At 68.2% G+C, this 26,658-nt stretch carries 25 protein-coding genes and 1 tRNA gene; 6 read left to right on the forward strand and 20 right to left on the reverse strand.

Going from position 1 to position 26,658, the window contains the following annotated elements:
- Positions 1-315 precede the first annotated feature (315 nt).
- The 4 genes from EPO13_10230 to EPO13_10245 form a co-directional block, all read right to left on the reverse strand.
- Complete coding sequence (locus EPO13_10230) at positions 316-735, reverse strand: hypothetical protein (protein TAK68482.1); 420 nt, start codon at positions 733-735, stop codon at positions 316-318.
- A gap of 661 nt (positions 736-1,396) precedes the next feature.
- Complete coding sequence (locus EPO13_10235; GenBank protein ID TAK68483.1) at positions 1,397-1,633, reverse strand: hypothetical protein; 237 nt, start codon at positions 1,631-1,633, stop codon at positions 1,397-1,399.
- 169 nt (positions 1,634-1,802) lie between these two features.
- Positions 1,803-2,024: a hypothetical protein gene (locus EPO13_10240; GenBank protein ID TAK68484.1), complete on the reverse strand. Its 222-nt coding sequence runs from the start codon at positions 2,022-2,024 to the stop codon at positions 1,803-1,805.
- 26 nt (positions 2,025-2,050) lie between these two features.
- The gene (locus EPO13_10245) at positions 2,051-2,872 is read right to left on the reverse strand and encodes a hypothetical protein (GenBank protein ID TAK68485.1); all 822 of its coding nucleotides are present in this window, start codon (positions 2,870-2,872) and stop codon (positions 2,051-2,053) included.
- 752 nt (positions 2,873-3,624) lie between these two features.
- On the opposite strand from EPO13_10245, the gene EPO13_10250 reads away from it, so the two are divergent.
- The 3 genes from EPO13_10250 (at position 3,625) to EPO13_10260 (ending at position 6,621) form a co-directional block, all read left to right on the forward strand.
- A tRNA-Arg gene (locus EPO13_10250) sits at positions 3,625-3,700 on the forward strand.
- 290 nt (positions 3,701-3,990) lie between these two features.
- The gene (locus EPO13_10255) at positions 3,991-4,746 is read left to right on the forward strand and encodes a hypothetical protein (GenBank protein TAK68486.1); all 756 of its coding nucleotides are present in this window, start codon (positions 3,991-3,993) and stop codon (positions 4,744-4,746) included.
- A gap of 204 nt (positions 4,747-4,950) precedes the next feature.
- Positions 4,951-6,621 carry an MFS transporter gene (locus EPO13_10260; GenBank protein ID TAK68487.1) on the forward strand — a complete coding sequence of 557 codons (1,671 nt, stop codon included), beginning with the start codon at positions 4,951-4,953 and terminating at the stop codon, positions 6,619-6,621.
- Positions 6,622-6,751: 130 nt separating this feature from the next.
- Here the strand turns inward: EPO13_10260 and EPO13_10265 are convergent, their stop codons facing one another.
- From EPO13_10265 to EPO13_10295, 7 genes are all read right to left on the reverse strand, one after another.
- Positions 6,752-7,816 (reverse strand): hypothetical protein, encoded by a 1,065-nt coding sequence (locus tag EPO13_10265; protein ID TAK68488.1) that lies wholly within the window; start codon positions 7,814-7,816, stop codon positions 6,752-6,754.
- Between the two features lie 510 nt (positions 7,817-8,326).
- Positions 8,327-9,301: a ketopantoate reductase family protein gene (locus tag EPO13_10270; protein ID TAK68489.1), complete on the reverse strand. Its 975-nt coding sequence runs from the start codon at positions 9,299-9,301 to the stop codon at positions 8,327-8,329.
- Between the two features lie 14 nt (positions 9,302-9,315).
- On the reverse strand, positions 9,316-10,461 hold the full coding sequence (locus EPO13_10275) for an amidohydrolase (protein ID TAK68490.1): 1,146 nt from the start codon (positions 10,459-10,461) through the stop codon (positions 9,316-9,318).
- 101 nt (positions 10,462-10,562) lie between these two features.
- Complete coding sequence (locus EPO13_10280) at positions 10,563-11,081, reverse strand: MarR family transcriptional regulator (GenBank protein ID TAK68491.1); 519 nt, start codon at positions 11,079-11,081, stop codon at positions 10,563-10,565.
- Positions 11,082-11,114: 33 nt separating this feature from the next.
- The gene (locus EPO13_10285; GenBank protein TAK68492.1) at positions 11,115-12,071 is read right to left on the reverse strand and encodes an LLM class flavin-dependent oxidoreductase; all 957 of its coding nucleotides are present in this window, start codon (positions 12,069-12,071) and stop codon (positions 11,115-11,117) included.
- Between the two features lie 41 nt (positions 12,072-12,112).
- Positions 12,113-12,808: a dienelactone hydrolase family protein gene (locus EPO13_10290; protein ID TAK68493.1), complete on the reverse strand. Its 696-nt coding sequence runs from the start codon at positions 12,806-12,808 to the stop codon at positions 12,113-12,115.
- Between the two features lie 50 nt (positions 12,809-12,858).
- A complete protein-coding gene (locus tag EPO13_10295; GenBank protein TAK68494.1) occupies positions 12,859-14,385 on the reverse strand; it encodes a hydroxyacylglutathione hydrolase in 1,527 nt (508 codons plus the stop codon).
- 112 nt (positions 14,386-14,497) lie between these two features.
- On the opposite strand from EPO13_10295, the gene EPO13_10300 reads away from it, so the two are divergent.
- Positions 14,498-15,025: a flavin reductase gene (locus EPO13_10300; protein ID TAK68495.1), complete on the forward strand. Its 528-nt coding sequence runs from the start codon at positions 14,498-14,500 to the stop codon at positions 15,023-15,025.
- A 235-nt stretch (positions 15,026-15,260) separates the two neighbouring features.
- On the opposite strand, the gene EPO13_10305 is transcribed toward EPO13_10300, so the two are convergent.
- From EPO13_10305 to EPO13_10345, 9 genes are all read right to left on the reverse strand, one after another.
- Positions 15,261-15,992 carry a hypothetical protein gene (locus tag EPO13_10305; protein TAK68698.1) on the reverse strand — a complete coding sequence of 244 codons (732 nt, stop codon included), beginning with the start codon at positions 15,990-15,992 and terminating at the stop codon, positions 15,261-15,263.
- Between the two features lie 251 nt (positions 15,993-16,243).
- Complete coding sequence (locus tag EPO13_10310; protein TAK68496.1) at positions 16,244-17,059, reverse strand: class II aldolase/adducin family protein; 816 nt, start codon at positions 17,057-17,059, stop codon at positions 16,244-16,246.
- 33 nt (positions 17,060-17,092) lie between these two features.
- Positions 17,093-18,247: an ABC transporter substrate-binding protein gene (locus EPO13_10315; GenBank protein ID TAK68699.1), complete on the reverse strand. Its 1,155-nt coding sequence runs from the start codon at positions 18,245-18,247 to the stop codon at positions 17,093-17,095.
- Positions 18,248-18,385: 138 nt separating this feature from the next.
- Positions 18,386-19,348 carry a dihydrofolate reductase gene (locus tag EPO13_10320; GenBank protein TAK68497.1) on the reverse strand — a complete coding sequence of 321 codons (963 nt, stop codon included), beginning with the start codon at positions 19,346-19,348 and terminating at the stop codon, positions 18,386-18,388.
- The gene (locus EPO13_10325; GenBank protein ID TAK68498.1) at positions 19,345-20,475 is read right to left on the reverse strand and encodes an LLM class flavin-dependent oxidoreductase; all 1,131 of its coding nucleotides are present in this window, start codon (positions 20,473-20,475) and stop codon (positions 19,345-19,347) included. Before EPO13_10325 ends, EPO13_10320 begins: the two co-directional genes overlap by 4 nt.
- Positions 20,476-20,479: 4 nt before the next feature.
- Positions 20,480-21,691, reverse strand: coding sequence for an acyl-CoA dehydrogenase (locus EPO13_10330; protein ID TAK68499.1), 1,212 nt, complete (start codon positions 21,689-21,691; stop codon positions 20,480-20,482).
- Entirely contained in the window at positions 21,688-22,185 is a 498-nt protein-coding gene (locus EPO13_10335; protein ID TAK68500.1) for a cupin domain-containing protein, read from the reverse strand. The genes EPO13_10330 and EPO13_10335 overlap by 4 nt, the downstream gene beginning before the upstream one ends.
- The gene (locus tag EPO13_10340) at positions 22,182-22,946 is read right to left on the reverse strand and encodes an ABC transporter ATP-binding protein (GenBank protein ID TAK68700.1); all 765 of its coding nucleotides are present in this window, start codon (positions 22,944-22,946) and stop codon (positions 22,182-22,184) included. Before EPO13_10340 ends, EPO13_10335 begins: the two co-directional genes overlap by 4 nt.
- Positions 22,947-23,034: 88 nt before the next feature.
- Positions 23,035-23,907: an ABC transporter permease subunit gene (locus EPO13_10345; protein ID TAK68501.1), complete on the reverse strand. Its 873-nt coding sequence runs from the start codon at positions 23,905-23,907 to the stop codon at positions 23,035-23,037.
- A 549-nt stretch (positions 23,908-24,456) separates the two neighbouring features.
- Between EPO13_10345 and EPO13_10350 the strand changes: the two genes are divergently transcribed.
- Entirely contained in the window at positions 24,457-25,509 is a 1,053-nt protein-coding gene (locus EPO13_10350) for an ABC transporter substrate-binding protein (GenBank protein ID TAK68502.1), read from the forward strand.
- 35 nt (positions 25,510-25,544) lie between these two features.
- Complete coding sequence (locus tag EPO13_10355) at positions 25,545-26,657, forward strand: LLM class flavin-dependent oxidoreductase (protein ID TAK68503.1); 1,113 nt, start codon at positions 25,545-25,547, stop codon at positions 26,655-26,657.
- Position 26,658: the final 1 nt, after the last annotated feature.

The following is a 26,658-nucleotide window of genomic DNA, read 5'->3' on the forward strand; positions in this document are numbered from 1 at the left end:
TGGCGTCCATCCGAAACAGTTCGATCTGCGGCACTGGACTGTAGTGGCGGGCTGGGGCGGACCGTGAAGGCTGGTCCGACTGCCGGAATGGTCGGCCGATCCGCCTACCCCCATCCGTTCGGGAGTGGTCGGATGCGAGGTCTGCTGCGCGGTCCCGCCATACGGCTGTTCACCATGAACCGTCCCAGTCAGATGATCTGATCTACAGCGATGTCCCGAGAGAGACGGAGCGGCTCAGGAAGTGTCAACGACTCACCGGGGTTCGCGTCAAAGAACAGCGAACGCGGTCGGGCCTCCTGCCTCGGCGGCGGATGCCTAGCAGTACCCGAAGTCCAGATTGACGCATCGTCGCAGGGCATCGATCTTGGCGAGGGCCTCGTCGATCTTGCTAGGGCCGACGGGTAGGTCCCGAACGTCGTTCTGTAGAGACCGCACGTCATCCTCAACCTCCGACAACCGCTGTTCCAGAGTGGTGACGGCTCGGAAGGCTCCTGCGGATGATTGCTGCAACAGGGTGCTCACGTCCTGCAAGTGAGCGACGAGGGAGTCATTTTGTGTCGCCAGATCGCTAGCCCGGTTCGACGCATGCATAGAGGTGAGGACGGCGAAGGCTGCCACGGCCACGACGGCGAGGCATCCCAAGGCAGCAAGGGCAACTTTCACTGTTCGTCTTCTTGCTATGCGTCGATCGCTCGACGGCTCCGTTGCGGCAGCTTGCTCCGACGTCTCGCTCATCGGCTCCTCCAGATGGCAGAGATTGCATTGGTTTGCCCAAAACCTTGCGGAAGTCGTCCCGGCCTCTCTATGAGCCCCCGAGCCCCTTCTGCGGATGTGAGACGCGACAGGCGCAGACCTGGCACGAATGAGAAGTTGCGAGAATGCCCGCAAAGCGGGCGAGGGAGAGCCGTCAGGCGACTATGAAGGTGAAGTCCTCGTCCTGCAGGTAAAGCGAAGCGGATGTCGGCGCGATCGCCGTCCCTATCGTGACCTGTCGATGGAATGTAAGGACTGCGAACTGGTCGGACCGGCAGACCCCCGGCCGTCCGGTCTCTGCGATGGGCTGATCGTTCTCTGGCCCCGTTAGCGTGGTGCCGCTTGCACTCGCGACGATAATGGAGTCGTTGGGGTCCAGTCCTGTCACAGCGAAGCAGAATACCCCCGAAGCCGAGTGTTCCATTGATGCGATGTTCCGTTGTTGGGCAAGAACACCGCTTTCGATTCTTCCCCACGCTCGCGCAGTGCCGGGTGCGCCCTCCGGCCCTGCGGGACCCTGCGGACCCCGAGCGCCAGTGGGGCCCTGCGGACCCCCCACTGTCTGATCCGCTACCGTGCCAGCTTGTCCCGGGACGCCCTGCTGGCCAGCCGGTCCCGTCGGTCCTGCAGGACCGACGACGTTTCACCTCACGCGCTGTTCGCTTTTCTTGCACCTGTTCGCGATGCGCAGGGCACCGCCCTTCTTCATCTGGCAGGCAGCAATTTGCACGTTCGAGGACGTGGACGCGGGCGCCGCCGTAACGACTGCGGGCGCGGCGACGGCCTCTCGCTCGGCCGCGTTGACCGCGACGATTGAGGCGCCCATCGCAACGGACGCCACGACGACGTTGACGCTGACGAACAACGTGGTCTTGGACAAGGGTCCCCCTCGGTCATGAAACGCAGACGGGACAGGCTAGAGGCGACCATGACGCGACCGCGTCATACGCTCGCCAACGACGCGACGCGCTACCCGATGATCACCGGTAGTGACACAACAAACAAGGGACCCCTTGCTGCCTTCCCCGTGGTGGGGGTTCCTTTCTGTTTCACTCGGCGGCCTTCGCCGCCTGTTCCTTCTCTCGCTCCGCCGCCCGGCGGGCAAGATCCTCCTTGAGCCACTTCCTGGCCCTCTCCCGCCGCCTGCTCTCAGCCATGACCTCGCGGACGATTTTGCCCATTCGGGGACCAGGCGTCCCCGTCAGGCCGCTACGCCTGACCGCCACGGCCATCATGATGAAGATGGCAGCTGCGATGAACTCGAACCACATGACGTGCCCCCTCCTGTTTGATCTACCTACGAGGCCCTCAGCGCACGCTCGGCAGAAGCCGCGTCGCTGGCTGTGGTGTTGAGTCGCGTCTCGTACATGTCGAATGCATTGGCTAAGCAACTAACGCGCGACGCGCTGGACACGCAGAGCCGTATTGAAGCCAAGTACCACTGCCGGACTGCCACCCACTGGTCTGCCGACTGCAAGAACCTCATCAGAGACGGCGTCCGTAGCTCCGCGTCAGCGGCGACGCCAGCGCGCAGGTCGGCCAGGTCCTGTTGGATCGGATCGAGGGCTGCTCCGAGGGCTGTCGCGAAACGGTTGGGATCATTCTGGGCGCCCGTAGTGGGCACCTGCGAATAGCTTTTCAGGTCCACGAAGAGCCGCTCGTAGCCGTCCACAACACGATTGAGTCTCGACTGCCCCCCTATGGCGCTCAGACCAGCCGTTGCCGCGAGCACCAGCCCGAGGCAGACCAGTGCGACCGGTGCAACCCATGTCTCGGCAGCGGGTGTAGTAGCGGAACCGTCTTCGTTCACTACCGGCCGTCTCCGTCGCACAACACGACGGACCACTCCCGGGATGACGGTTCCGATGAGGAACCCCATCCCGACCGTGACAACCACGTCGAAGGCAGCAAACGCCAGTCCGATTGACCCCATCGGGCGGCTAAACGCCCGGATCGCCGCCCCAATACCTAGGAGCGCCGCCAGGATTAGGCCGGTCCAGAAGATCGGATCGCCCGCGGCCGGGCGATCCACCAGCAGCCCGCGCCGTTGCGTGCTTCTTGCCGGTGTCGCTGCCTGGGCCACGTTCACCGGGTCGGGTATTGCTTCGTGGATGTCCATTGGGTCCCCCTTCGCCGCCAAGATCCAACACCTCCGTGGCATTGCGCGCTAGCCCATTCGGTCAATACGGATCGCAGGTCACTCAACGGCCCGATCGGAACTACGGGGAGTGATCGGATCGCAACAAGGGCGCGCTCTCTGCGGCGAGACGGTGGACTCGTCCGGCCCACGCGAGACCGACAGGTTTCGCCTCTTACGTCTTCCTTCTCTCGTTGCCGTCTTCGCGGCACTGAGCGAGGCGTTGGAAAGGACCACCATGTGCTGCACGACACGGTGCGCGGCGAGCCCAAGCGGCGCAGCCGCCCAACCAACTGCGCCTCGCCATTCTGCCATTTCTCCGTGACCAGCTGATGACGGCTACGGGCGGCCGTGGACGCGCGATGACTTGCTGTTTACAGCACCGCAGGGCGGCCCCCTTCGTGCGGAAAACTTCAGGAGGACGTCTTTGATCGAGCGGTGGGGGTACGGGGCCTGACGGACTGACTCCCCACAGCCTGCGCCACGCGGCAGCATCGCTCGCGATCAGGCGGGTGCGTCAGCGAAGAGGTACAGACGGTGCTGGCCACCAGGATGTCGCGACGACGCTCAACGTCGACGCCGAGCCGTGGAGTGGCGAGCTGGAAGGAGCCGCTGCTACCCAGGATGGATAGTCTGCGGGTGCACCGCTTGCGGATTCTGGAAGGATCGTGGACCTTGATCGAGCGCGGTCGAGCGCCTTGCAGGGGCTCTGACCAGCCAAAACGCACAACTATGGCCCCGTAGCTCAGAGGATAGAGCAGCGGTTTCCTAAACCGCGTGTCGGGTGTTCGAATCACCTCGGGGCCACCGAAGCCGGGGGCAGTCGCGGCAGCCCGTCCGCCGGACAGTGGTCTGTCCGGGACTCACGTGGCCCACAGAGGTAGCTGTACTGCCGAGGGGCGTCCGGACCTTCGTCCCGGCGTAGCTGCCGAGCCGTCCGTCCGGCGCCGCTGAGGCAGCTCCGGGGCACGTCGGGCCCCGGCCGCGGTCCATCCGCCCACACCGCACCCCCCGCCAGGAGGTTTGGCCGGTTCGGTCCGGGGCACCGTTGCGATCAGGCCGGGCTCGGGTGCCCGACTGGTCTCATCTCGGAGGTCATCGTGGAGCAAGGCTGGAACAACGCCTGGGCAGCGGTCGTGGAGTTCACGCCGAAACTCGTCGCGTTTCTCATCATCCTCATCGTCGGCCTCATCGTCGCCAAACTGATCTCGAAAGCACTCGACAAGATCCTGGAGCGGGCCGGCTTCGACCGGGCGGTCGAGCGCGGGGGTATCAAGCGAGCCCTCGAACACTCCAAGTTCGACGCCAGCGACATCGTCTCCAGGCTCCTGTACTACATCCTGGCGCTCTTCGTCCTGCAACTGGCCTTCGGCGTCTTCGGGCCCAACCCGATCAGCGACCTGATCTCGTCGGTCATCGCCTTTCTGCCCAAGCTTGTCGTCGCGATCGTCATTATCGTGGTGGCGGCAGCGATTGCCGCAGCGGTGCGCACTCTGATCGAGGGCGCCCTCGGTGGTATGTCGTACGGCAAGGTCCTGGCGACCATCGCGGCAGTCGCGATCTGGGCCCTGGGCATCATCGCGGCCCTCAACCAGATCGACGTTGCGACCACCGTCACCACGCCGGTCCTCATCGCCGTGCTGGCCGCGATCGTGGGCGTCATCGTCGTCGGAGTCGGCGGCGGGTTGATCAAGCCGATGCAACAGCGCTGGGAAGGCTATCTGACGGCTATGGAGAACGAGATCCCGCAATTGCGAAGCGCCGTGCAATCGGCCCCACCCGCCGACACCCAGCTGCAGAGCCGGATCGAGCAGATCGGCCGGCAAGAGCCACCGTCCGCGCCGTCCGGGATCTGAGGCGCGAGCCGACATGCGTGACCTGGCACCCGATAACCCACGGGCACCGCCGCCTCGCGTCGACCGGTCGACAGCGACCGCCGGCACTGATCGGCGGTCGGCAGTGGTCCACCGGCCGGCACTGGTCGGCGGGTCGGCACTGATCGGCGGGTCGTCGCGGCGGTCGGCGAGCGACGGCAGGCCTCCTCCCCTACTTTCGGCCTCATGACGACGACCGGCAGCCAGGGCACGGCGACTCGAAGCGGGTCGAGGTACCTCACCTTGACCGCCATGCTGTTCGCCGTAGCGATGACGTTCATCGACCAGACGATCGTGGCGATCGCTGCACCGCAGATCCAGGGCGAACTCGGCCTGTCATCCGACGGCGTCCAGTGGATCATCAACGGCTATCTGCTGTCCTTGGCGGCCTTCTTCGCCCTTGGCGGCCGACTCTCGGACATGCTGGGCCACAAGGCCGTCGCGCTGACCGGGGTCGTCATCTTCGCCGCGTCGTCCGCTCTGTGCGGACTAACGCCGGCGACGTCGTACGCCGAGCCGTGGATCATCACCTTCCGCGTGGTCCAGGGCGCCGGGGCCGCCCTGATGTTCCCCGCGGCGCTGGCGATCGTCGTTGCGGCGTTCCCGCCTCGGCAGCGCGGCAGCGCACTGGCGATCTTCTTCGCCGTCAGCGGCGGCTTGACGGCCATCGGCCCGCTGGCCGGTGGCTACCTGACCCAATGGACCTGGCGTGCGATCTTCTGGGTGAATATTCCCGTCGCGATCGTCGCTGTCGTCCTGACGCTACTGGCGACCATCAGCACCGACCGACGCCGCGCCCCGATCGACTGGCTCGGTGCCCTTCTCATCGCCGCCGGAATGGCCTTGAGCGTGTTGGGATTCCAGCAGTCGAACTCGTGGGGCTGGTCGAGCGCATGGACCTGGCTCTGCATCGTCGGCGGCCTGCTCCTTCTCGTCGCTTTCGTGGGCTACGAATTGCGGGCGGCCCACCCGCTCATCCAGGTTCGGATCTTCGCCGACCGGGCGTTCAGCGTCGACAACGGCGTGCTGTTCTTCGCCATGATGGCGTTCGTCCCGGTCTTCTTCTTCATCAGTCTGTATTCGCAGATTTCGCTGGGCTACAGCGCAACCAACACCGGCCTGTTCATGCTCTGGTTCTTCCTCGGGTTCGCCGTCGCCAGCCAGATCGGCGGCCACATCCTCGACCGGTTCGGTGCGCGATGGACCGTCACAGTCGGCACGCTGGTCGGTGCCGCCGGCTTCGCGCTGTGGGCCTGGAAATGCACCGACCTGAACGCAACCGCACAGGTGCCGTACATCGTCACCGCTGGCGCCGGGATCGGACTGCTGCTCGGGCCGGCCAGCACGGACGCGGTGAACCGTGCCATCGACGCCTCGTACGGCGAAGTCACCGGCGTCACGCAAACCATCCGCAACTACGGGTCCGCGGTCGGCCTGGCGGTTCTGGGAACGCTGCTGCTGCACGTGGTGGACGACCGCGTCGTCGCTTCGTTGACCGCGCTCGGCGTCCCGGCAGGGCAAGCACAGCAGGCGGTCGCCGGTTACGGCGCCGGGACCACTGGCGGTACCGACCTCAGTGCCCTGCCCGCCGGTCAGCGCCAAGCCTTCGCCTCGGCCCTACAGCAGGACTTCGCGCAGGCGGTGCAGGTCGTGTTCTACGGCATGGCACTGGCGCTCGTCGTCGCCTTCGTCGTCAGCCTGTGGCATCCCGGCGGGGTGTACGTCGACCCCAACGCACCGGTCACTGACAGCGCCCCGGCCACGGGCCGCGCGGACGTGGTTCGGCGATTGCTGGTCAAGGTCGGAATCGGTGCCGCGATCTTCGTCGTCGTGTACTTCATCTTCGACCTGCTCTAGCGACCCCGGTCACCGCGACCACCGCCGAACCTCGACCGCCGGCGACCACAAACTGCGACAGCAAGCGACCGGCCCTCGAATCCCGCGCCAGGCGGGATCGAGGGCCGGTCAGCAGCGTGCCGGAAGCTGCCTACTTCTTGGCGGCATCCAGGTAGCTCATGTCGACGTTGTTCTCGTACGACCACTTCGGGTCCGTCGTCGACAGGTAGGTCAGGCCGGCACCCTGGTTGAAGGTGACGATCTCGTTCCACTGGCTGCTGGCGATGTTCCCGTCGTTGGGCGCCAGTGCAAACATGATGTTCTGCAGTGCGGCTGCCAGGACATCCTTGGTGTAGGTCTGCCAGTTCGTGTTCTGCAGCAGTAGAGCAGCGATCTGGTCGGGCGGCGTCGTCCGCATGTAGTTGACGGCCTTGTTGATGGCCTTGAAGAAGCGGACCAACGACTCACGCTTGTCCTGGATCGCGCTGGTCAGCGCGTAGTAGGACGTGTCGAGGTTGTTCAACGCCTTGACGTTCGCCGGCAGGCTGTTGGCGTCTCGCGGGTCGACGATGAAGTGCGTCTTGCCCGCCACCACCGATGGGTTCAGCTGTCCGAACGTGTTGTTGGAGCAGTCGAACTGACCCGTCGCCACACCGTTCTGACCCAGCGTCTGGTCAGCCGATCCGGTGATGTCGTAGGTGGCGTTGTACGCCTTCTTGTACGCCGCCGCCCAGCCGTACGCCGAGCCACCCGGCACCGACGTGATCCATGTCTTGCACTGGTTCACGCTGGTAATGCTGGGCTTGGCGATCACGAAACCCGCAGCCCGGTTGCCCAGGCTCCAATACAGCTGCTTGGTCGGCTTACCCTGGTTGGTGATGGCAAAGGCCTGCGAGCCGCCAGAAGCGCCGATATCGGCCTGGCCACTGGTGATACTGGTCGCGATTGCCGAGCCCACGATATTGATCTTGACGTCGACCCCGAACTCCTTGTAGTAGCCCGCCTCCTGAGCGACATACACCAAGGCCTGCGACGAGTCGACGCCGGTCGTGGCGAACACGAGCGGCGCTACTGGTCCCGAGGCACTGGGAGTGCTTCCTCCGGAATTGCTGCCACACGCGGCAACTATCACCGGAATCGCCATGAACGCCGAAACGGCGATCACGCGCTTCCCCCTGCGGCCGCCCCTTCCCCCCGAGTGCTGGGACGAGAACATGGTCGCATTCGTAGTCACTGAGATGGTCTCCCTTTTCGCGAAGTAACAAGGCTCGCCGGGCTAGAACCCGGCACTCTCCCCCTTGTTTTGCACTTCGAACTCGCCACGTCGAAAATCCCTCGTCCGGACGGCTCCGACGGGTACGGCGTCCGACAGGTGGCGTGCTCAGGGGTGGTGCCTCATCGCGGGCACGACCGGGTCAGGCGGTTGCTGCGGCCGCTGGCCGCTCGCCTGACCTGGCAGTGCGCCACGTACCGGACCTTGGGCTGACCACGAACGGCTGTCAAGGTGGGCGAGCCAGCCGTTATCAAGCCGTTGGGACGTCGTGGCCAAACGCATTCACAAGCGTCGCTCGGCCTCAATGCGCCGAGGCCGAGGCCGCTTCGCCGGGATTCGCCACCCAGCGGGTGGGAAGGCGTCGACCGCGCGATTCCCGACCGGGCCGGGGAGCGTGCCGGTGCCGCGCGTGAAAGGTGGAGCGAGCCGTGCAGAGCTTCTGGCGCGCGGCTTCTAGCGCGCCAGCTGTGCCTCCAGATCGGCGATCGCGAGCGTGCCGGGAGCCAGTCGCTGCCGTGCCATCCGGTTGGCCGTCCGCTGCAGCATCGCGTTGACCGGCGTCGAGATGCCGTACTGCGTGCCGAGCAGCACGATTTCACCGTTGAGCCAGTCGGCCTCGATGCTTCCGGTCCCCCGGGCGAGGCTCTGCCAGGACGAACTGCCGGGGTATTGCCGGCCGGACACCGGCAACCGCCCGGAGAGGACTGCCGCCCGCGCTCGGGTGTCCTCAGCCGACACGGGGTGGATTCCGGCCGCGGCGAAGCAGGCCTGCGCCTCCGCCCGGGCCCGGGCGAAAAGCGAGTGTTCGCGCGCTTCGAAGCCGCACGCGGCGTCGAGCGCGTTGCCGACGTTGTCCAGCAACTTCGCGTACTTCCATCGCATGATGTCGGCGCTCGCTTCGGCGCTGAACCCCGCCCGGGTCAGATCCGACGCCACGGCTGCGGCGATCTCGTCCGAACCCGTAGGAAACCTGCCGAGATCGAGGACGCCCCCGACCGGGCTACCGTAGAGCTCGACGACGCCGGCCTCCTGGTACGCCGCGGGCACCACGACATACATTCCGTAGGCAGGCAGGCCGCGCCGCGCCACCACCCGCTCGTTGTCGACGCCATTCTGAGCACAGACGACCGCAGCCGGGGTGACCCCGGTACTGGCCAGGTCGGTCACGACCGCCTCAGTGTCCTGGCTCTTCGTCGCGATGACGACGACGTCGTCACGGCCTACCCGCGCCTCGGCTGCCGATCCCACCGCGACGGCCGGCGGCCGCTGCTCGCCGGCCGGCGTGAGCATGCGCAGCCCGCGCGACTGCATCGCGGCCAGGTGCTCACCGCGGGCCACGAGAACCACCTCGTGGCCGGCGGTGGCCAGCGCGCCGCCGATGCAGCCCCCGATGGCACCGGCGCCATAGATCACGTAGCGGGCAACCATCTCAGCCCCGCCGATCAGTGCAGCGCGAACGCCGCCAGGGCATTGTCGCGGACGATGGCTTGGGCGAGATCGGCATCCAGGTCCTCCCGTTTGGTCACCAGCTCGAGCCCGGTCGGGTCACAACCCACATCATTGTGACCGTAGTCGGTCCCGAAGATCAGCTGGCTGCGACCGGTGATCGACGCGATGCGCGCGATCTCTTCGTCCACCTCGCAGGCGACGTACATCTTCTTCTCCGCCATCAGCTCCGCGGTGTCGAGTGGGTCGATGGTCACCGACGTGCGGTTGCCGGAGTTCACGAAGCTGCCGGGCTTGGACGTGGAGATCAGCCTCTGGTGCTGCTGGAAGATCATCTGAACCCAGGTCGAGCCGCCTTCGAGGAAGACCCAGCGCAACCGCGGGAACCGGGTGTGCAGGTCGGACGCCAGGACCGCGTAGAACCCCTTCATGAGCGCGGCCAGGTTGTCGACGTACGCCGGCGGCGTCGGCAGCAGGTTGCTGATGTCCCGCACATCGGCACGCCGCCAGGCGAACCCGAGATGAACGCCGATGGTCATATCCAGCTCTTGCGCCTTGGCGTACAACGGGTAGAAGTAGGGATCGTTCAGGTACATGCCATGTTCGACGCCTTTGAGCATGACGCCCACCGCGCCGTTGGCCCGCCCGAACTCGATCTCCTGCAGCGCCCGTTCCATCGTCCGGGTGCCGGGCACGACCAGCCAGTTGAGACGGCCGCCGCTGTCCGCGACACGGTCGGCCATCCAGCGATTCCAGCTGCGGGTCAAGGCGGCCTCGGTGATGGGCCGTTCGAGCTCAGCACCGATGAAGAAGGTGGAGATGACGATCTGCTTATCGACGCCCAGCTCGTCCATATCCCGCAGCCGAACCGAAGGATCGGTCAGGAACATCGCCTCGGCCTGATACTCCTTGCCGAAACCGCTCGCTCGGCCATCGCCGGGGTGGCGGCGCGACACGTTGTCGTCGATGATCCACATCTGCTTCGAGCGACCCCCGAACGCGCGCATCTGCTCGTAGCCGGAATGCACTTCGTCCTGGAACTCGATGGTTTTCGGTCGAAGATCCCGCTCGGTGGGATCGAGGTAGTCCCAAGACGCGTCCGTCTCCAGGACATGGGTGTCGGCATCGATGAACCCGCTCATGACCGCTCCTCTGCGTGTCGAACTCGGCCCCCAACCCCCACGTGGCTGTGATCGGACGTCGAGCCGGCAATCACGCTGCGGCTCAGGCGATATCGCTGATGTCAGGACGCTCGATCCGCATCCCGGGTCTTGGCGTCGGCGACGATGTCGTCGGGCGGCAGGTTGGCCAGGGTCGCCAGCGCGAGGCGACAGTGCCGGACCTGCGCGGTCCCCACCGCCCGCTCCAACGCCTCGTCCACCAGCTCGAGCGCGGCTTCCCCCCACTGGACGGCCGCCTTGCCGCGTTCGGTCAGGGAGACCGTGACCCGGCGCCGGTCGTCGGCGTCGATCCGACGCTCGACGTAGCCGCGAGCCGCGAGCGTGTCGACGAGCTGGCCCATCGCCTGCTTGGAGAAACGGAGTTCGTCGATGATCGACCCGAGCGACGTCCGCCCAGCGTGGACCGCGCCCAGCACCTGAATGCCGTGCCGCGGGATGTCGCCGTACCCTTCCTCAGCGAGCCGCCGGTTGATCACGGCTGCGTAGACGGCCTGACCGTGGCGAAGCAGGGCAGGAAAGTAGGTGTCGACCAGGCTATCGGGCACATCCCGGAGGGTACGAGCGCCGCGCCGGACAGTCAAGGTTCCATACTACTTCTTTACCCGACCGGCACCTCAGGTCTGCAACGGAAGCACCTCGGCGGCGAACTCGTCCAACCATGGCAGCAGGTGGGCCCCCGCCTCGACCGGCCGCACGACGAACTTGCTCAGGCCGCCGGCGATGTAGGCGTCGAGCAACTCGCGCAACTGCTGCCAGCCGACCGGGACGCCTCCCGGCGCAGGGCCACCGCCGCGCCGTGCGGCCAGGAACGCGTCGCGCCCGCCAGGGGTTGCTGTCCAGGGAATCGTCATACCGAAGTGCTCGGGGTCGACCACCCGGCCTGCCTCTGCGGCGGCCTGCTGCACGAGGCGAACGGCGGCCTCGGCCTCCGACGGCGGAACGCCGGAGCCCAGCCAGCCGTCAGCGAGCCGACCGGCGCGGCGCAGCGCCGCAGGCGCCCGGCCACCGACCCACAGATCCAGCGGGGGGTCTGGCTGGGGCGCCAGGACGAAGCCGCTCAGCCGAATCCGGCCGGCCTCGATGTCGATGCCGGAGTGCCCGCCGCCGGAACTCTCGGCAGCGTCGGACGCGGCAGCGGAGTCGGTCGCCGAGGCGGTCCGGCCGCCGGCTTCCAGCAGCCGCCGTACCACCACCAACGACTCGTCGAAGTCGTGGCCACGACCGCGGCTGCTCACCGGAAACGCGCCACGGTCCTGCTGGTATGCCGGCCCCAGGCCGAACACCGGCAGGAACCGCCGCGGCGCCAGCACAGCGATGGAGGCCATCGCTTCGGCCATGAGTACCGGATTGGTCCCGGGCAGGACGACGACCGACGTGCCCAGCTTCAGCCGGGTGGTCCTGGCTGCGGCGTAGGAAATCGCGACGAAGGGTGACAGGTAGCGGTCCCGCAGCCGCTGGGACAGCCAGATCGAGTCGATGTTCAGCCGCTCACAGGCGTCGAGGACCGCATCGAACCACGGGCGGGCATCCGCTGGAAACTCCCCGATACCGATACCGACCCGGACCTTCACGGCTCCTGATCCTCACTGCGTGCTCGCCAGCGGGGTAGTGATCAGCCGAGGTGTTGGTGGAGGAACGTCACGGCTCGGCGCCACGCCAACTCGGCGAGATCGGCGTCATAGGTGTTCAGCAGATCTTTGTCGTTGAGAAACGCATGACCGGCCGGGTAGTAGAAGAACTCGACCGGAACGCCGGCCTGGCTTCGGATGTCGCGCTCCTGCTCCTTGGCCTGCTCTACCGGGTAGAAAGTGTCCTGCTCCGCATAGTGGCCTTGGATCGGCGCCCTGATCGACGAATAGTCCTCCGGCACCCCAGGTCCGATCCCGTAGAACGGAACCGCCGCCCCGACGCTGTCGGGTCGCGCCGCAGCCAGCTGCAGGACGAATCCCCCTCCGATACAGAATCCGACCGCACCCACCCGGGTGGACGTCACTGCCGGATCGAACAGCAGGTGGTCGACCGCCCCCGACAGGTCCTGCACGGCACGCTCGACGGGCAACTCCGCCAACAGCTCGGAGGCCCGATCCGAGTCGTGAGTGACCGTCCCGCCGTAGAGGTCGGGCGCCAACGCCACGAAGCCCTCGCCGGCGAACCGGTCCACGAGGTCGGCGACGTGATCGTCCAGCCCCCACCATTCCTGGATGACCAACAGTGCCGGACCCGACCCGGACGGCGGCACCGCGCGATAGCCGTGCGCGTGCCCCCCGTTGCTCCGGAACGTCACGTTCTGGCGCGGCTCATGGGTCACCGGCAGCTCCTGACTTCCGAACCGTGGCGGGCCAAGGGATCGCCGGCACGCTACACCGGCGCGGCGCGCGGCACCGGCGACGGTGCATCACCGGGCCGGGACGACGTTGCTGGCTCAGGCGAGCAGTCGGACGCAGTCGCGCGATCCGGTGCCGGCGAGCGGTCAGGCGCGGGCGCGCGGTCTGGCGCAGTCGCATCGGGCAGCGTGGCGAGTTGCGCCGCAATGTCGACCGCCTGCGACCGCAGCTCCGGAATCGCCGTGCTCTCCCACAGCGTCCCGCGACGCAACGAACCGATCGCGAAGAGCCGCAACTGGACTCGTCCTGCCGCGTCGCGAACCCGCCCGGTGGGATCGGTTTCCAGGCCGATGCCCAGCGGCCCGGGACGGGCATACCCCGCGGTGAGCAGCGACGTCGGCAGCGGGTGACTGTCGTCCACGACGCTGGCCGCCGGGCCGGTGGCGTTGACGACCAGGTCCGCCTGACGCAACTCGCCTACGCCGGCATCGCCGCGCACTCGGTAGGAGATCCGGTCGTCGGCACCGTGGACCAACGAGTGGACGGTGCCAGCGTGGATCTCGATGCGGCCGGCGCGGTGCAACGCCGCCATCCGGTCGGCGACGGCGGGGGCCATACGGTGCCGGTGGACCTCCCAACGACGGCCGGCATGCTCGAGGGCCTGCCGGCGCTGGGCATCCGACCAGCTCCCCCACAGCTGCGCGGTGACCGGTCGCAGGCCGTCGACGACCGCCCGCCAGGCCGCCCCCTCGGCGAGGGCGAGCCTGACCCGGCGGAGCAGCTCCCGCGGATCGACGTCGCCGCGATCGGCCTGCGCGGCTGTCACGATGCTGACCGGCGCGTCCCGTCCCCGGCGGTGCGCCTGCGGGAGCAGGCCGTGCCGCGACACCACGGTGATGCGGGCGGCGGGCGAGACCGCCGTCACCGTGAGGACGACGTCGACCATGGTCAGTCCGGACCCGACGACGAGGACGTCGGCGATGCCGCTCGCTCGGGCCGCGAGGTCGGTTCGCCACGGATCGCCGACGTATCGGCCCGACCGTCCGAGCGCGGCCAGCGCGGCGGGAGCACCGGGCGCGGCATTCCCGGTCGCCAGCACGACGGCGGCCGCCGCGAGGTCGCCTGCCGTCGTGGCAACCGTCCAGCCGCCGGCCGGTCGGGCTCGTAGCGCGACGACGTCCGCTCGACGGACCGAGACGTCGATCCCGCAGGTCGCGGTCAGCTGCTCGTTGAGGTATTGCCCGTACCGCGACCGAGGTACGAAATCGTCGACGCCGTACGAGAATCCCTTTGTCGCACACCACGACACGAAGCCGCCCGGATCCTGCGGATCGGCGCCGAGCGCGTCGGCGCGCACGTTGAGCAGATGCTGCTGCTCGACGGTGGAATAGGCCACGCCGGTCCCGGGCGGCCGCTGACATCGTTCGACGACCACGACCCGCGGGGTGCGGACCCGCTGCTGGGCGCCGATGGCTCGCCGCAGCGCGGCCACGAGCAGCGCCGCGCTTGCGCCGCCCCCGACGACGGCGATATCGGCGTCGACCGCACCGGCAGATGACATGACGATCAAACTACACAATCAACGGGTCTTTTTGATACATTAGGGGTCTACCCGGTGCGCCGCCCTGCTCCGCGCCGAGACCACCCGAGTGCCCAGCCCAGCGACCCCGAGGATGATGATGTCCGTTGTCGACGTAACGACCGTGAGGACGTACGACGTGGATCCGCAGGACTTCCGCCGAGCCTTCCGGCGGCATGCGGCCGGAGTTGCCGTCGTCACGTTCATGACCGCGGAAGGTCCCCGCGGCTTCACCGCGACCTCGGTGACGTCGGTCTCGCTGCAGCCCCCGCTGGTCTCGTTCGCGGTATCGGCGACGTCGTCCACCTTTGCCGCCATGTCCGATGCGGACTCGTGCGTGATTCACCTGCTCGGCCATGAGCAGGACGTCGTCGCCCGACGATTCGCCCAGCGGGGCGTGGATCGCTTCGCTCCCCCGATCGCCTGGTCGACGCTGCCGTCGGGCGAACCACTGCTGGCCGGGGCGACCGCCTGGTTGCGTTGCGCCGTACGCCAACGGATCCCGGTCGGCGACCACACCCTGGTCATCGCCGAAGCACTGGAAGTACACGAGGACGGCGCCGCCCCCGGCTTGGTCTACCACGACGGCCTGTACCACCCCGTCGGCCGCGTCGACGACTAACCCCAACTGCGGCCGCCGGCCGTCGCCGTCCGGGGGCCGGATGTTGCCGGTGTTGCGCGCTTCGTTGTTGCTAACTACGGCCGGGACGGCCGAACGTTCCCCGGTGTTGCGCGCTTCGTTGTTGCTATCTCGCGCCGGTACGGCCGAATTAGCAACAACAAGGCGCGCGAAGCCGGTACGAAACCGGGCCGGAACTGATCGGCGCAGGACCGATCGGCTTATGGACCGGTCGGCGTCAGGGGTGGTCGAGCAGGATCGGCGGGGCTGCTGGGTCGAGCCGGAGGCGTTCGAGCAGCTGGACGATCTCAGCGGCTACCGAGCGGTGAGCGAGGTCGTTCAGGACGTCGTGCCTACCGTCCGCCACGGTGACCGCGCGGGCGGTAGGCCAGGTCCGTGCCAGCGCCACCGCGTCCCGCCACGGCGATATCTGATCCTGTTCGCCGTGCAGGACCAGGATCGGTACGCCGACCGTCACCGCGGATCCCGCCGTACGAAGCGCCTCGGGAACGACCGCCAGCGCGTCGCGGGCCAGCGTCTGGGTGTCGTCCAGCCGCGCGCGATGCACCGGGCACGCCGTCCGAACCTCTAGCTCGGCGTCCCAGTCGAGCCGGTCGTGCGAGGCGCGCAGCGGCAGGCCGACTGCGACGACGCCAGCAACCTGCGAGGTCGCGGCCGCGGCCAGCAACGCCCACCAGGCACCGGTATCCGATCCCACGACCACCACCCGCCCCGGGGTATCCCGCTCCCGGTGCACGGCGGCGACGAGCGCCTCAGTACCCCGGGCAACCTCCTGGGCGGTGTGGCCATCGATGAATCCGGCCGACGCCGGATCTGGTACGGCGACGACGTACCCGTCAGCCGCCAGCCGCTGGCCGAATCGCGGATACACCGCTGGCGACTCGCCCCGGCCCACCACCACAATCACCGTGCCACGTATCGCGACGCCCTCCGGCGGTGAGAACCGCAGGCCGCCCGCAACATCACCGACGGCAAGATCCGGCGAGACAACGGCGCCGGACGACGCCACGAGATCGGTCGCGGCGGTAGCCACAATCGGAGCGGCCGTGATAGCGGCGGTATCCAGCGCGCCGGCGGCCGCGGTACCCACGCTCGGAGCGGCCGTGATATCCGCGGGACCCAGCGCACCGGCTGTCGCCGTATCCAGGGCACCGGCTGCCGGCGTACGGGCGACCGTGCTGCCGTCGGACGAGATCGCGCTCACCACAATAGGTCCGGCTGCTCGTGCACGATCTGCTCCCACAAGCCGGCGAACAGGTACCACCCGAAGTCGCCGGCGCTCTCGCCCTGGTTCCGGGTGTAGGTCGCGACCTCGTGCGAGATCGGCTTGACGTCCCCGGCCGCCTTCGCCAGTAGCTGCACCTGCGCGTTGCGCTCGGCGATCACGAACAACGCCGCGGCTTCCTCGACACTCCCACCGACTGTCAGGAAGCCGTGATTGGCCAACAGTGCCAGCCGATTCGAACCCAGGCCAGCAGCGATTCGGCGGCCTTCCTCAGCGTCCAGCGCTACGCCGCCGAATTCGACCACGGCCTGTCGCTCGTACAGCAGGCAGGCGTCCTGACTGAGCGGCTCGAGCGGCTCCCGCAGTGCGGCCAGCGCCTTGCCGTGAATCGAATGGCTGTGAGCGGCCGACACGACGTCGGGCCGGGCGGCGTGAACCGCCGAGTGGATCGCGAACGCAGCCTGGTTGACCGGCGCCTCGCCGTAGACGACGCGGCCGGCGGGGTCGACCAGGATCAGGTCGGAGACGCTGATCCGGCTGAACGCGCGCCCCAGCGGATTGACCCAGAAGTGGTAGGTCAACTCGGGATCCCGGGCGGTGATGTGACCGGCCAGTCCTTCGTCGTACCCGTACCGTCCGAAGATCCGCAGGGCCGCGGCGAGCCGCTGCTTGCGGTGCAGCCGCTCGTCGGCCGCCGATGTGAACTGCGGCGGGCCCGGCAGCCGGGGAGTGCGAACCGACAACGACCGGGCGAAGTCCGATCGAGCCGGCGGATCGGCGATGAGCGTCATGGCAACTCCAGTTTCGTGGTGGCTGGGGGCTTCTCAGTTGCGCGCCGCGGACGAGGCCGTCGCCGTCGCCGTCGCCGGGGACGACGAGACAGCGGCTGGCGAACCACCGGCCGGCGACCCACTCGCCGGTGACGCGGTGGACACGGCACGAGCCGAAGGTGACGGCAGCGCCGTCAATGCCGCGGTGAAAGCGTCCGACCACAAGCCCGCGACGTCGACCTGCTTGGGCAGCGTGCCGCCGGCACGCAGGACGTCGGCGACGTCCTGTTGTGAGGCGATCGCCTTGTCCGATACGGCGACCAATTGCGTCGGCGTCTGAGTCTCCTGCAGCAGGAACGTGTTCAGTGCTTGGTCGACCGGCTGCTTGGTCAGACCGGCCACGATCGCCGCCCACTCGTCGGCGTGCGCACGTGCCCACTCGTAGCCGCGCTGGACCCGGCCGAACAGATCTGCGAGTGCGGCGGACTTCGCGGCATCCGAGATCACCGCTGGCGTTGTCTCCCACGGGAAGTTGCCCGACAGGACGTCCTTGCCCGTCCCGATCGTCACCGCACCTTTGGCGTGAGCACCGACCACGGCGTTGCCGTAGGTCGCCAGGGCATCGACCTGGCCGGACAACAGCGCGGCCAGGCCGTCCGGCACGGTGAGGTCGACCGCCGTGACATCCGTCCAGCTCAGGCCTGCCTGTCGCAACAACTTGTCCAGGAAGTACTGGGCCGTGGTCGACTTCACGTACGCCACCCGCTTGCCCTTCAGGCCCGCAATGTCGGTGATGGTCGATCCGGCCGGGACCAGGACCTCCTGTTGCAGCGTGCTGCCCCGTTGTACGGCGACAATCTTGAAGTTGCCGCCGCCGGCGGCGAGGCTGGCGAAGATCGGCGGGATCTCGCTGGTGGTCGCCACGTCGAGCGCACCGGCGGCCATCGCTTCCAACTGGAGATTGCCGCCCTGGAAGACGCTGAACTCGACCTTGTACGGGGTGCTGTCGATACCGGCTGCCTTCAACAAGGCGGCCACGTTGCCGTACCCGGTCTGGCCGACCCGAAGCGTGACACCGGCCAGGTCGGCCGATGCCGTCGGCGCGGTGCCCGCCGCTTCAGAACTGCCGCAACCGGAGACGAGCGCGCTGGCGACGGCCACGGCGACGCCTGCCACAGCAGCACGCCGTAACTGCCCGACACCGCCGATCCCACGGAAAGTCTTGGTCTTGCCAGCCACAGGAAGCACAGCCCTTCATGACGAAACGGAAAGAGTCGGTCGCACGACTGAGACGTCGGTTGCCGCTGCGAAGTCGACTACCTCGACAGTTCGGTCGCTGCTCGAGAGTCAATAGCCACGAATCGGATCGACCACGCCCAGCAGCGGCTCGCCTGCCTGGTAGCGGTCGACGTTGTCGACGAAGCGGCCGACGACGTCGCTGACCACGCTGGGGCGCTGGAACGACAGGTGCGGACTGACCCGCACCCGCGGATGCGACAACAGCCAGTGCCCGTCCGGCAGGGGTTCGGGATCAGTCACGTCGAGGGTGGCCGAGCCGACCTGGCCGTCGTCGAGGGCGTCGCGCAGCGCGTCGTGGTCGACGACGCTGCCCCGGGCGACGTTCACCAGGTGCACACCCCGCTTGACTCGCGCGAACGCCTCGGCACCGATCAGGGCGCGGGTCGCCGGAGTGGCCGGCACGGCCACCACGAGATGGTCGACGTGGGGCAGCATCGCCGCGAGCGTCGGCAGTAGCTCGACTCCCGCGACCGCCGCCGGAGCAGTCGTGGCACGCACCGCCACGGTACGAGTCCCGAACGCCTGCAACCGAGTTGCGATGGCCGTACCGATGGCGCCGAGGCCGACCAGCCCGACGGTCGAGTCGCCGAGCATGCGCGGGCCACCGACGGGGAGGTCGGTCTGCCGTACCCAGGCACGGTTCACCCACAGATCTCCCTTGGCGGCCAGCAACAGCGCATGGACGACGTACTCCGCGATCGGGTCGGCCGCGATGCCTCGACCACCGGTGACCAGTCGCCCGTCGAACAGGTCGGCCGCGATTCCGTCGATGCCGGCGGACGGCACGTGCACCCATCGGACGTCGGTCAGCCACGCGGGCGGAAGTCCGTCGCGGCGGAAGCCGGCGAACAACACGGTGGGACGCGCTGAGCCGGGGTCCCGCGCCGGATCGATCTCCACGATGTCCACGCCGGCACGGTCGCCCAAGGCGGCCCGCAGCAGCGCCGTCAACTCGGGACCGGCATCGCTGCCGACGACGAGGGTGGACCGGGCCGCCGCTACCGCGGTCACGACGCCTCGGCCGCGCCGGCCGGCAACGGTGCTGCGTCCCGCCGTGCGATCTCAGCACGCACCGTCGGGATCAGGTCGCGCCCGTAGTCCAGCACATCGTCGTACGGGTCGTAGCCACGGATCAGGAACGTGGTGACACCGATGTCGTAGTAATCCAGCAAAGCGGCCGCCACGGTCTCCGGAGTTCCGACCAGCGCGGTCGAGTTGCCCGCGGCGCCAGTCGCTTTCGCCGGAGCCGTCCACAGTGCCCGGTCGTGCCGATCCTGCTGCGCGGCGGCGGCCAGCAACCGCTGGGAACCGGCGTTCTGAGGGCTGACCGCCGATCCGCTCGGGGAGCGGAAGAAGGACTTGTACTGCTCCTGCAGACCCTTGCCGGTGATGCGGTCCAGGATCTGCTCGGCCCGGGCCCAGGCCAGTTCTTCCGTCGCTCCCAGGATGGGGCGGAACGACACACTGAAGCGGGGAACCGCGCGACCTGCCGCAGCTGCCTCCTGCCGCACGCGATCGATCTGCTCGGCGACCTGCGCCAATGGCTCACCCCAGAACATGTACACGTCCGCGTGCCGTGCTCCCACCCGGTACGCCGCGTCGGACGACCCGCTGAAGTAGATCGGCACGCCGTCGGGCCGAGTGGGCCGGACGTTGGCGATGAAGTCGTCGAAGCGATAGTGCTTGCCGGCGAAGCTGAACGGGGCATCGGCCGTCCACGCCTGACGCAGGATCTGGAGGAACTCGTCGGTCCGGTCGTAGCGGTCGTCCTTGGCCAGGTAGTCACCGTCGCGGCGCTGTTCTGCGTCGCTGCCGCCGGTGATGATGTTGAGGGCGAGCCGCCCACCGGTGAACTGATCCAAGGTGGCGAAGGCACGGGCCGCTACCGTCGGAAAGAGAAAGCCCGGTCGCTGTGCCACCAGATAGGACAGTCTTTCGGTATGTGCCGCAGCGTACGCCGCCACCTGCAGGCCGTCCGGCTGCGTCGAGGCGTAACCGATGAGCACCTGGTCGAAGTCGTTGTCTTCGTGGGCTCGAGCGATCCGGCGGGTGAACTCCAGATCCACCAGCGGCCCGGGCCGGGCAACGATCTCGGAGAATTCCTGCGTGGCCACCAGGCCGATGAACTCGACGGGCATGACACTAACCTTTCGACGACAGAAGGGAACGGCCGATGCCGACGGTCACGGCATCGTCCTGCGGGGTGTGGACGCGGCTGCACAGCACGTCCCGGTAGTGACGCTGCAAAGGATGGCGACGGGACAGGCCGGGATTACCGACCAGCGCCACCGCCTGTTCGACTGCGGCGATGAGTTCCCGGGTGGCGGCGACCTTCGGGCCGCCGGCGGCCGCCCGGGCGATCGCGACCGGATCTGCGGCGTCGATCCCCAGCGCCGCAGCCTCGATCAACTGCTCGGCGGCATCGATCCGCAGGGCGATGTCGCCCACGGCAGCCTGGAAGCGGGGCAGTGTCGACAGCGGCGCACCGAGTGCGGTCGGGGTCCGCGTCGTGACGAAGTCGGCGACCCAGTCCAGCGCGTTGCGGGCGACTCCCACGTACAACGCGGTCGTCACCAGTCCGGCGATCGCGGCGAGTTGTGCCCCGGCCGCGCCGCCCTGCGGGGGCGAGCCGACCTCGGTGAGGTCGAGGTGGTGGTCGATCGGGACAGCCACGTCATCGAAGACGACATCGTGGCTGGCCGACGCTCGCAGCCCGAGGTGGTCCCAGGTGGGTTCGATCGACACTCCCGCAGACGTTGCCGGCACGATGAAGCTCCCGACCCGGGGAATGGGTTCGTCGGTTGCCGCCCACACCAGCATCCACGCAAGCCCGACCGACCCCGTGCTGAAGATCTTGCGGCCGGTGATCCGCCACCCGTCGGACGTGCGCCGTGCCGTCGTCGCCGGCAGCCCACCTCGTGCCGGGGTCCCGAGGTCCGGTTCGACCCGCAACGCATTGAGCAGCACCGGACTGCGGCGGCCGTCCCGCAGCACCTGGGCATACAGCTCGACCGGCCAAGTCGGCTGCACGTCCTGGGCCAGATGGACGAAGTGGGTCATGGCGCTGACCAGGGCGACCGCGGGGTCACCACGGCCGAGTTCGCGCAGCACGCTGACGAGGTCGTACGCCGTCGCCCCGGGTCCGCCGTACCGGCGGCCGACGGTCAAGGTGAGCAGGTGGGCGCGATGAACCGCTGCGATGCCGTCGTACGGAAAGCTTGCCTCACGGTCGTGCTCGTCGGCGGCCGCGGCCAGTTGCGCCACCACGTCCGGCAGGTTCGCCAGCCGCGCCTGCAGTGACGGTTCGGGGGCCGGGTCTTCGGTGTCCGGGAAGTCGTCGACCAGAGTACTCATCGCGATACCTGTCCGCTGGTGAGCACGGGACCGCTCCAGCGCAGTGAATCGAGGTTGACGACGATGGCCTCCTGCGTGGTCCGGGCGATGACCACGATCGCCACATCGTCCGGATCCGGGTTCTCCTCCCGGTGCGGCACATGGGGAGGCACGAACACGTAGTCGCCCGGCGAGGTATGGACTCGTACCTCGGTCGGCACCTCGCCTTCGAGGTCGAGGAACACGAACTCCGGATGGCCGGAGACGACGAAGATCGCGGTCTCGGATTCGCCGTGGTGGTGGTTGGCCGACGCCGTCGAGGGCGCCACGTGGGTCTCCCCCATCCAGAGTCCGCGGGCGTGCACCGTGGCGCCACTGATGGCGGCGAACCGTCGCATCCCTGACGTCTGAGCGGTCTCGGCGTCCAGACCCAGCGGTGTGACGTGGTGCAGCCGGCGGTGGAACGGATCGTCCGGCAGCAGGATGGGCGCGGCCGGAACATGCAGCGACGTCATCGAGTGCTCCGGACGTCGACGCCGAGCCATTCCAGCAGCTCGGTGCGCAGTGCCACGAACTCCGGATCCCCGACCTCACGTGGCCGCGGCAGTTCGACGGGGCGATCGTGCGCGATGACGCCGTCACGCATGACGAGGATCCGGTCGGCCAGCAGCAGTGCTTCCTCGACGTCGTGCGTCACCAGCAGGACCGCGGGACCGTGCCGCTCCCACAACCGGGCGACGAGTGCCTGTGCCTTCAGCCGGGTCAAGGCATCCAGCGCGGCGAACGGTTCGTCCAGCAGCAACAGGTCCGGCTCGCGCACCAGCGCCCGGGCCAGCGCCGCCCGCTGAGACTCGCCGCCGGACAACGTCTTCGGCCAGGCGTCGGCGTGGCTGGCCAGTCCCACCTCCGCCAGCGCCTGCTCCGCGCGGCGTCGATCCGGTTTGCCCGGCAGGCCGAGGACGACGTTGCGCCAGATCTTCTTCCACGGCAGCAGCCGCGGCGCCTGGAACGCCACGGCGCGACGTTCGGCGACGTAGACATCGCCGGCGATCTCGGTGTCGAGTTGCGCCAGGATGCGCAGCAGCGTGCTCTTGCCGCACCCGCTCGCTCCCAGCAATGCGACGAACTCGCCGGCGTGCAGCTGCAGAGACAGGTCATCGATGACGACCCGGTCGCCGAATCGTCGAACGAGGTGGGACACGCTGACAGCGACGTCGACCGGTGCGAGCTGGCCGGCGACGGCTTCGTCGGGCGCCGCTGGCGCGGTCGGGGCAATGTCCGGTGAATAGCTGACGGTCACGAGGACCCCTTCTCCTGGTGCATGGTCGATGTGCGCGGGGATTGCCGAACCAGGCGCTGCCCGGTCAGGAGCCGGTGAAGGCGGGACGCCACGACAGCAACGTCCGCTCGAGCAGCCGAACGATGAGGTCGGCGGTCAGGCCCAGGAAGGCGTAGACGACCAAGCACACGACGATGACGTCGGTGAGGAAGTACTCACGGGCCTGGTTCATCAAGTAACCCAGACCCGCGGTCGCGTTGATCTGTTCGGCGAAGACCAGGGCGAGCCAGGCGATGCCGAGCGAATAGCGCAGACCGACCAGCGCGCTGGGCAGGGCGCCGGGCAGCACCACGTGCCGGATGAGGCCCAGCCGCGACAGGCCCAAGGTACGAGCCGCCTCGACCAGCGTCCCGTCGACATTGCGGATGCCGGCATACACGTTGAGGTACAGCGGGAATCCCACGCCGAGGCAGACCAGGGCGATCTTGGGCGTCTCGCCGATCCCGAACCAGATGATCAGCAGCGGGATCAGGCCGACGAACGGCACCGTCCGCAGCATCTGGACCGGCGCGTCGACCAGGTCCTCGCCCAACCGGAAGAGCCCGGCGATCACCGCGAGGGAAATGCCGATCGTCCCTCCGATGAGCAGTCCGAGGACGACCCGTTGCAGTGACACGACGAGTGCCTTCACCAGCTCGCCGTCGGTCAGCAGGTGCCAGAAGGAACTGAGGACGGTGGCCGGCGACGCGAGCACGTCGGCCGGAATGATGCCGGTGGTCGATCCGAGCTGCCAGAGTGCCAGGAGCAGCAGCGGACCGGTCAGCCGCCGTACCGGCCGGGGGACCCGACTGCGCCGTCCCTTCCCTGCCACGACCCGGATGAGGCCGGGATGCCGATGCGCGGCAGGCTCATCCAGACCGGAGTCCGCCGGGTTAGCCGCTGTCACTGCCACAGTGATGCTCCTCGCGTGTGGTTGCCCGGCCCTACTGACCGGCGCTCATCGGTCGGGGATTCGTGCCGCGGCCAGGTCGCGGCTGGCGGGCTCGAACGGCCCGGCGACTACCGACAACAGCGACAGTGGCAGCGGCTGGCAGGCGCCGCTGCACGACCACCGGGATGCAGCATGCGTATTTTCTAGTGTCTTTATGTTGATTTGTCAAGCACATCGCCGGGCAGCTCCCGGCGACCCGATCTGGCACGGAGCCGACGTGGTGGCTGGGCGTCGATGCGGCGCACTCCAAGCGGACCGACCTCGAGCACGCCGGTGGCCGCTACAGCGCGACGCCGTCTCAGTAGTACGGGTCTACAGTAGGTAATAGGTGATTTGACAGCGGCGCGGTGACGTGGTCACACTCCCCGCCATGGTGCGCCGACGAGACGGGCGGAGCTGTTGTGCTGCAGCAGCATCGGCTCTACCTGCCGCGGCCGTGCTGGCGCGATGTCACGGCGCGGACTGCTGACGCCTCATCTCCCGCGACGCTGATCGGCCTACGACAGGCCGGTCGCGTTGACGGCCCGGTCGGTATTGCCGCCGCCGCTTCGCCCCTTCGTCGTTCATCCTCAGGAGTTTCCCGTGTCTGCTCGATTCCGTGGTCTGACAACCGCTGCCGCCCTGCTCACCGCCACGTTTGCCGCCGTCGGGCTCGCCGGCTGTGGCACCAGTCAGCCGGCGGCAGCGACCGTCGACCTGTCGACCGTGACCGTCCGCGTGGCAGACCAGGTCAAGAGCACGCGCAGCCTGGTGGAAGCCTCCAAGGCGCTCGACGGCGCGCCGTACCACGTGGAGTGGTCGGACTTCCAGGCCGCTGCGCCGCAACTGGAGGCACTGCGCGCCGACGCCGCCGACGTCGCCGGTGCGGGCGGCTCGCCGACTCTCAACGCCATCGCCGCCGGAGCGCCGCTGAAAGCCGTCGCCGCGCTGCAAAGCGCCGGCAAGGCGCTGGCGATCGTGGTACCGAAGGATTCGCCGATCAAGACGCTGGCCGACCTCAAGGGCAAGAACATCTCACCCACGACGAAAGGCAGTGTGGGCCACTGGCTGGTGCTCGAGGCGCTGAAGAAGGCCGGGATCGCCGAGTCGGAGGTGACGCTGTCCTACCTGCTGCCCTCGGACGCGCAGGCAGCGTTCACCTCCGGGCGCATTGATGCCTGGGCGGTCTGGGACCCGTTCGTCGCGCTGACCGAGGCAGCCGGGGCACGGATTCTCGTCGACTCCACTGGACTCGCCGAAGGTTACGGCGTCGTCGTGACGACGAACTCGGCGCTGGCCGATCCCGGGCGACGCGCCGCGGTCGCCGACTTCGTCGGCAGGCTGAAGAAGGCCTACGAGTGGCGGGTTGCCAACCCGGTCGAGGCGGTGGCGTTGTACAGCACGCTGACCAAACTGCCGCAACCGATCAGCCAGGCCGTCTACGACCGCGGACCGTCAGCCGTGGTGCCGATCACCGACGCGGTGGTGAGCAACTGGCAGGGCGTGGCGGACCTCTTCGCGTCCGAAGGGGTCTATCCGCGCACGATCGACGCCGCGGCGTCGGTGGACCGCACCGTCGTCGGGTTCTGACCCTCGCCGTCGCCCGAGTACCGAAAGGACTTTCCATGCCTGTCGAATTCATCGGGTGGATCGACACCCAGGAGCAGTCTGAGATCGTGCGCCGGCCAGGGCCGGTGGTGGACAAGGGTTTTCTGCGCCGGGTCGCCCGCGCGCATGAAGATGCCGGCTTCGACCGGGCCCTCATCGGATACGGGTCCAGCCGTCCCGACGGCCTGCAGGTCGCGGCGTACGCCGCCGCCCATACCGAACGGCTCGGCCTGCTGGTCGCTCACCGACCGGGGTTCGTCTTTCCCACCGTCGCCGCCCGCGCGTTCGCCACGCTCGACCAACTCTCCGACGGCCGCGCCGCGCTGCACACCATCACCGGCGCCTCGGACGCCGAGCAGCGCCGTGACGGTGACCGGTTGACCAAGGACGAGCGTTACGCGCGAACCGACGAGTATCTGGAGATCCTGCGCCTGGCCTGGACCGCGCAGGAACCGGTGACCTACTCCGGCACGTACTACGGCTTCGAGGACAACGTCTCTGATGTGCGGCCGGTGAACCCGGACGGCCTACCGATCTACTTCGGCGGGTCGTCGGAGCCGGCGTACCGTGTGGGCGGCCGTCACGCGGACGTCTTCGCCCTGTGGGGCGAGCCGCTGGCCCAGACCGCCGACCAGATCGCCGCGATTCGGGACGCCGCGACTGCCGCAGGCCGACCGGCTCCGCGCATCAGTGTTTCGTTCCGCCCGATCCTCGGTGCCACCGACGACCTGGCCTGGGACCGAGCGCATCAGATCCTGCGCCGCGTCCAGGACGGTCAGCCGCACTGGGATGCACTGGTCAAGAAGCGGTTCCAGGGCGCCTCGGCGGCCAACGTCGGCAGCCAGCGATTGCTGCAGGCTGCCGAAGCCGGCGAGCGACACGACCGCGCGTTGTGGACGCCGATCGCCAAGGCGACGGGCGCCCCGGGCAACTCGACGGCTCTGGTCGGCTCACCGGAGACGGTGGCCCAAGCGCTGCTGGACTACGTCGACATCGGCGTGAGCACGTTGCTCATCCGCGGCTTCAACCCGCTCGACGACGCGGTGGACTACGGCCGGTTCCTCATCCCCTTGGTACGCGAGGAGATCGCCCGGCGCGACGCGCAACGGCCTGCCGCAGTCTCGGCCTAGC

Source organism: Actinomycetota bacterium, assembly GCA_004297305.1.
Taxonomy (GTDB): Bacteria; Actinomycetota; Actinomycetes; order S36-B12; family FW305-bin1; genus FW305-bin1.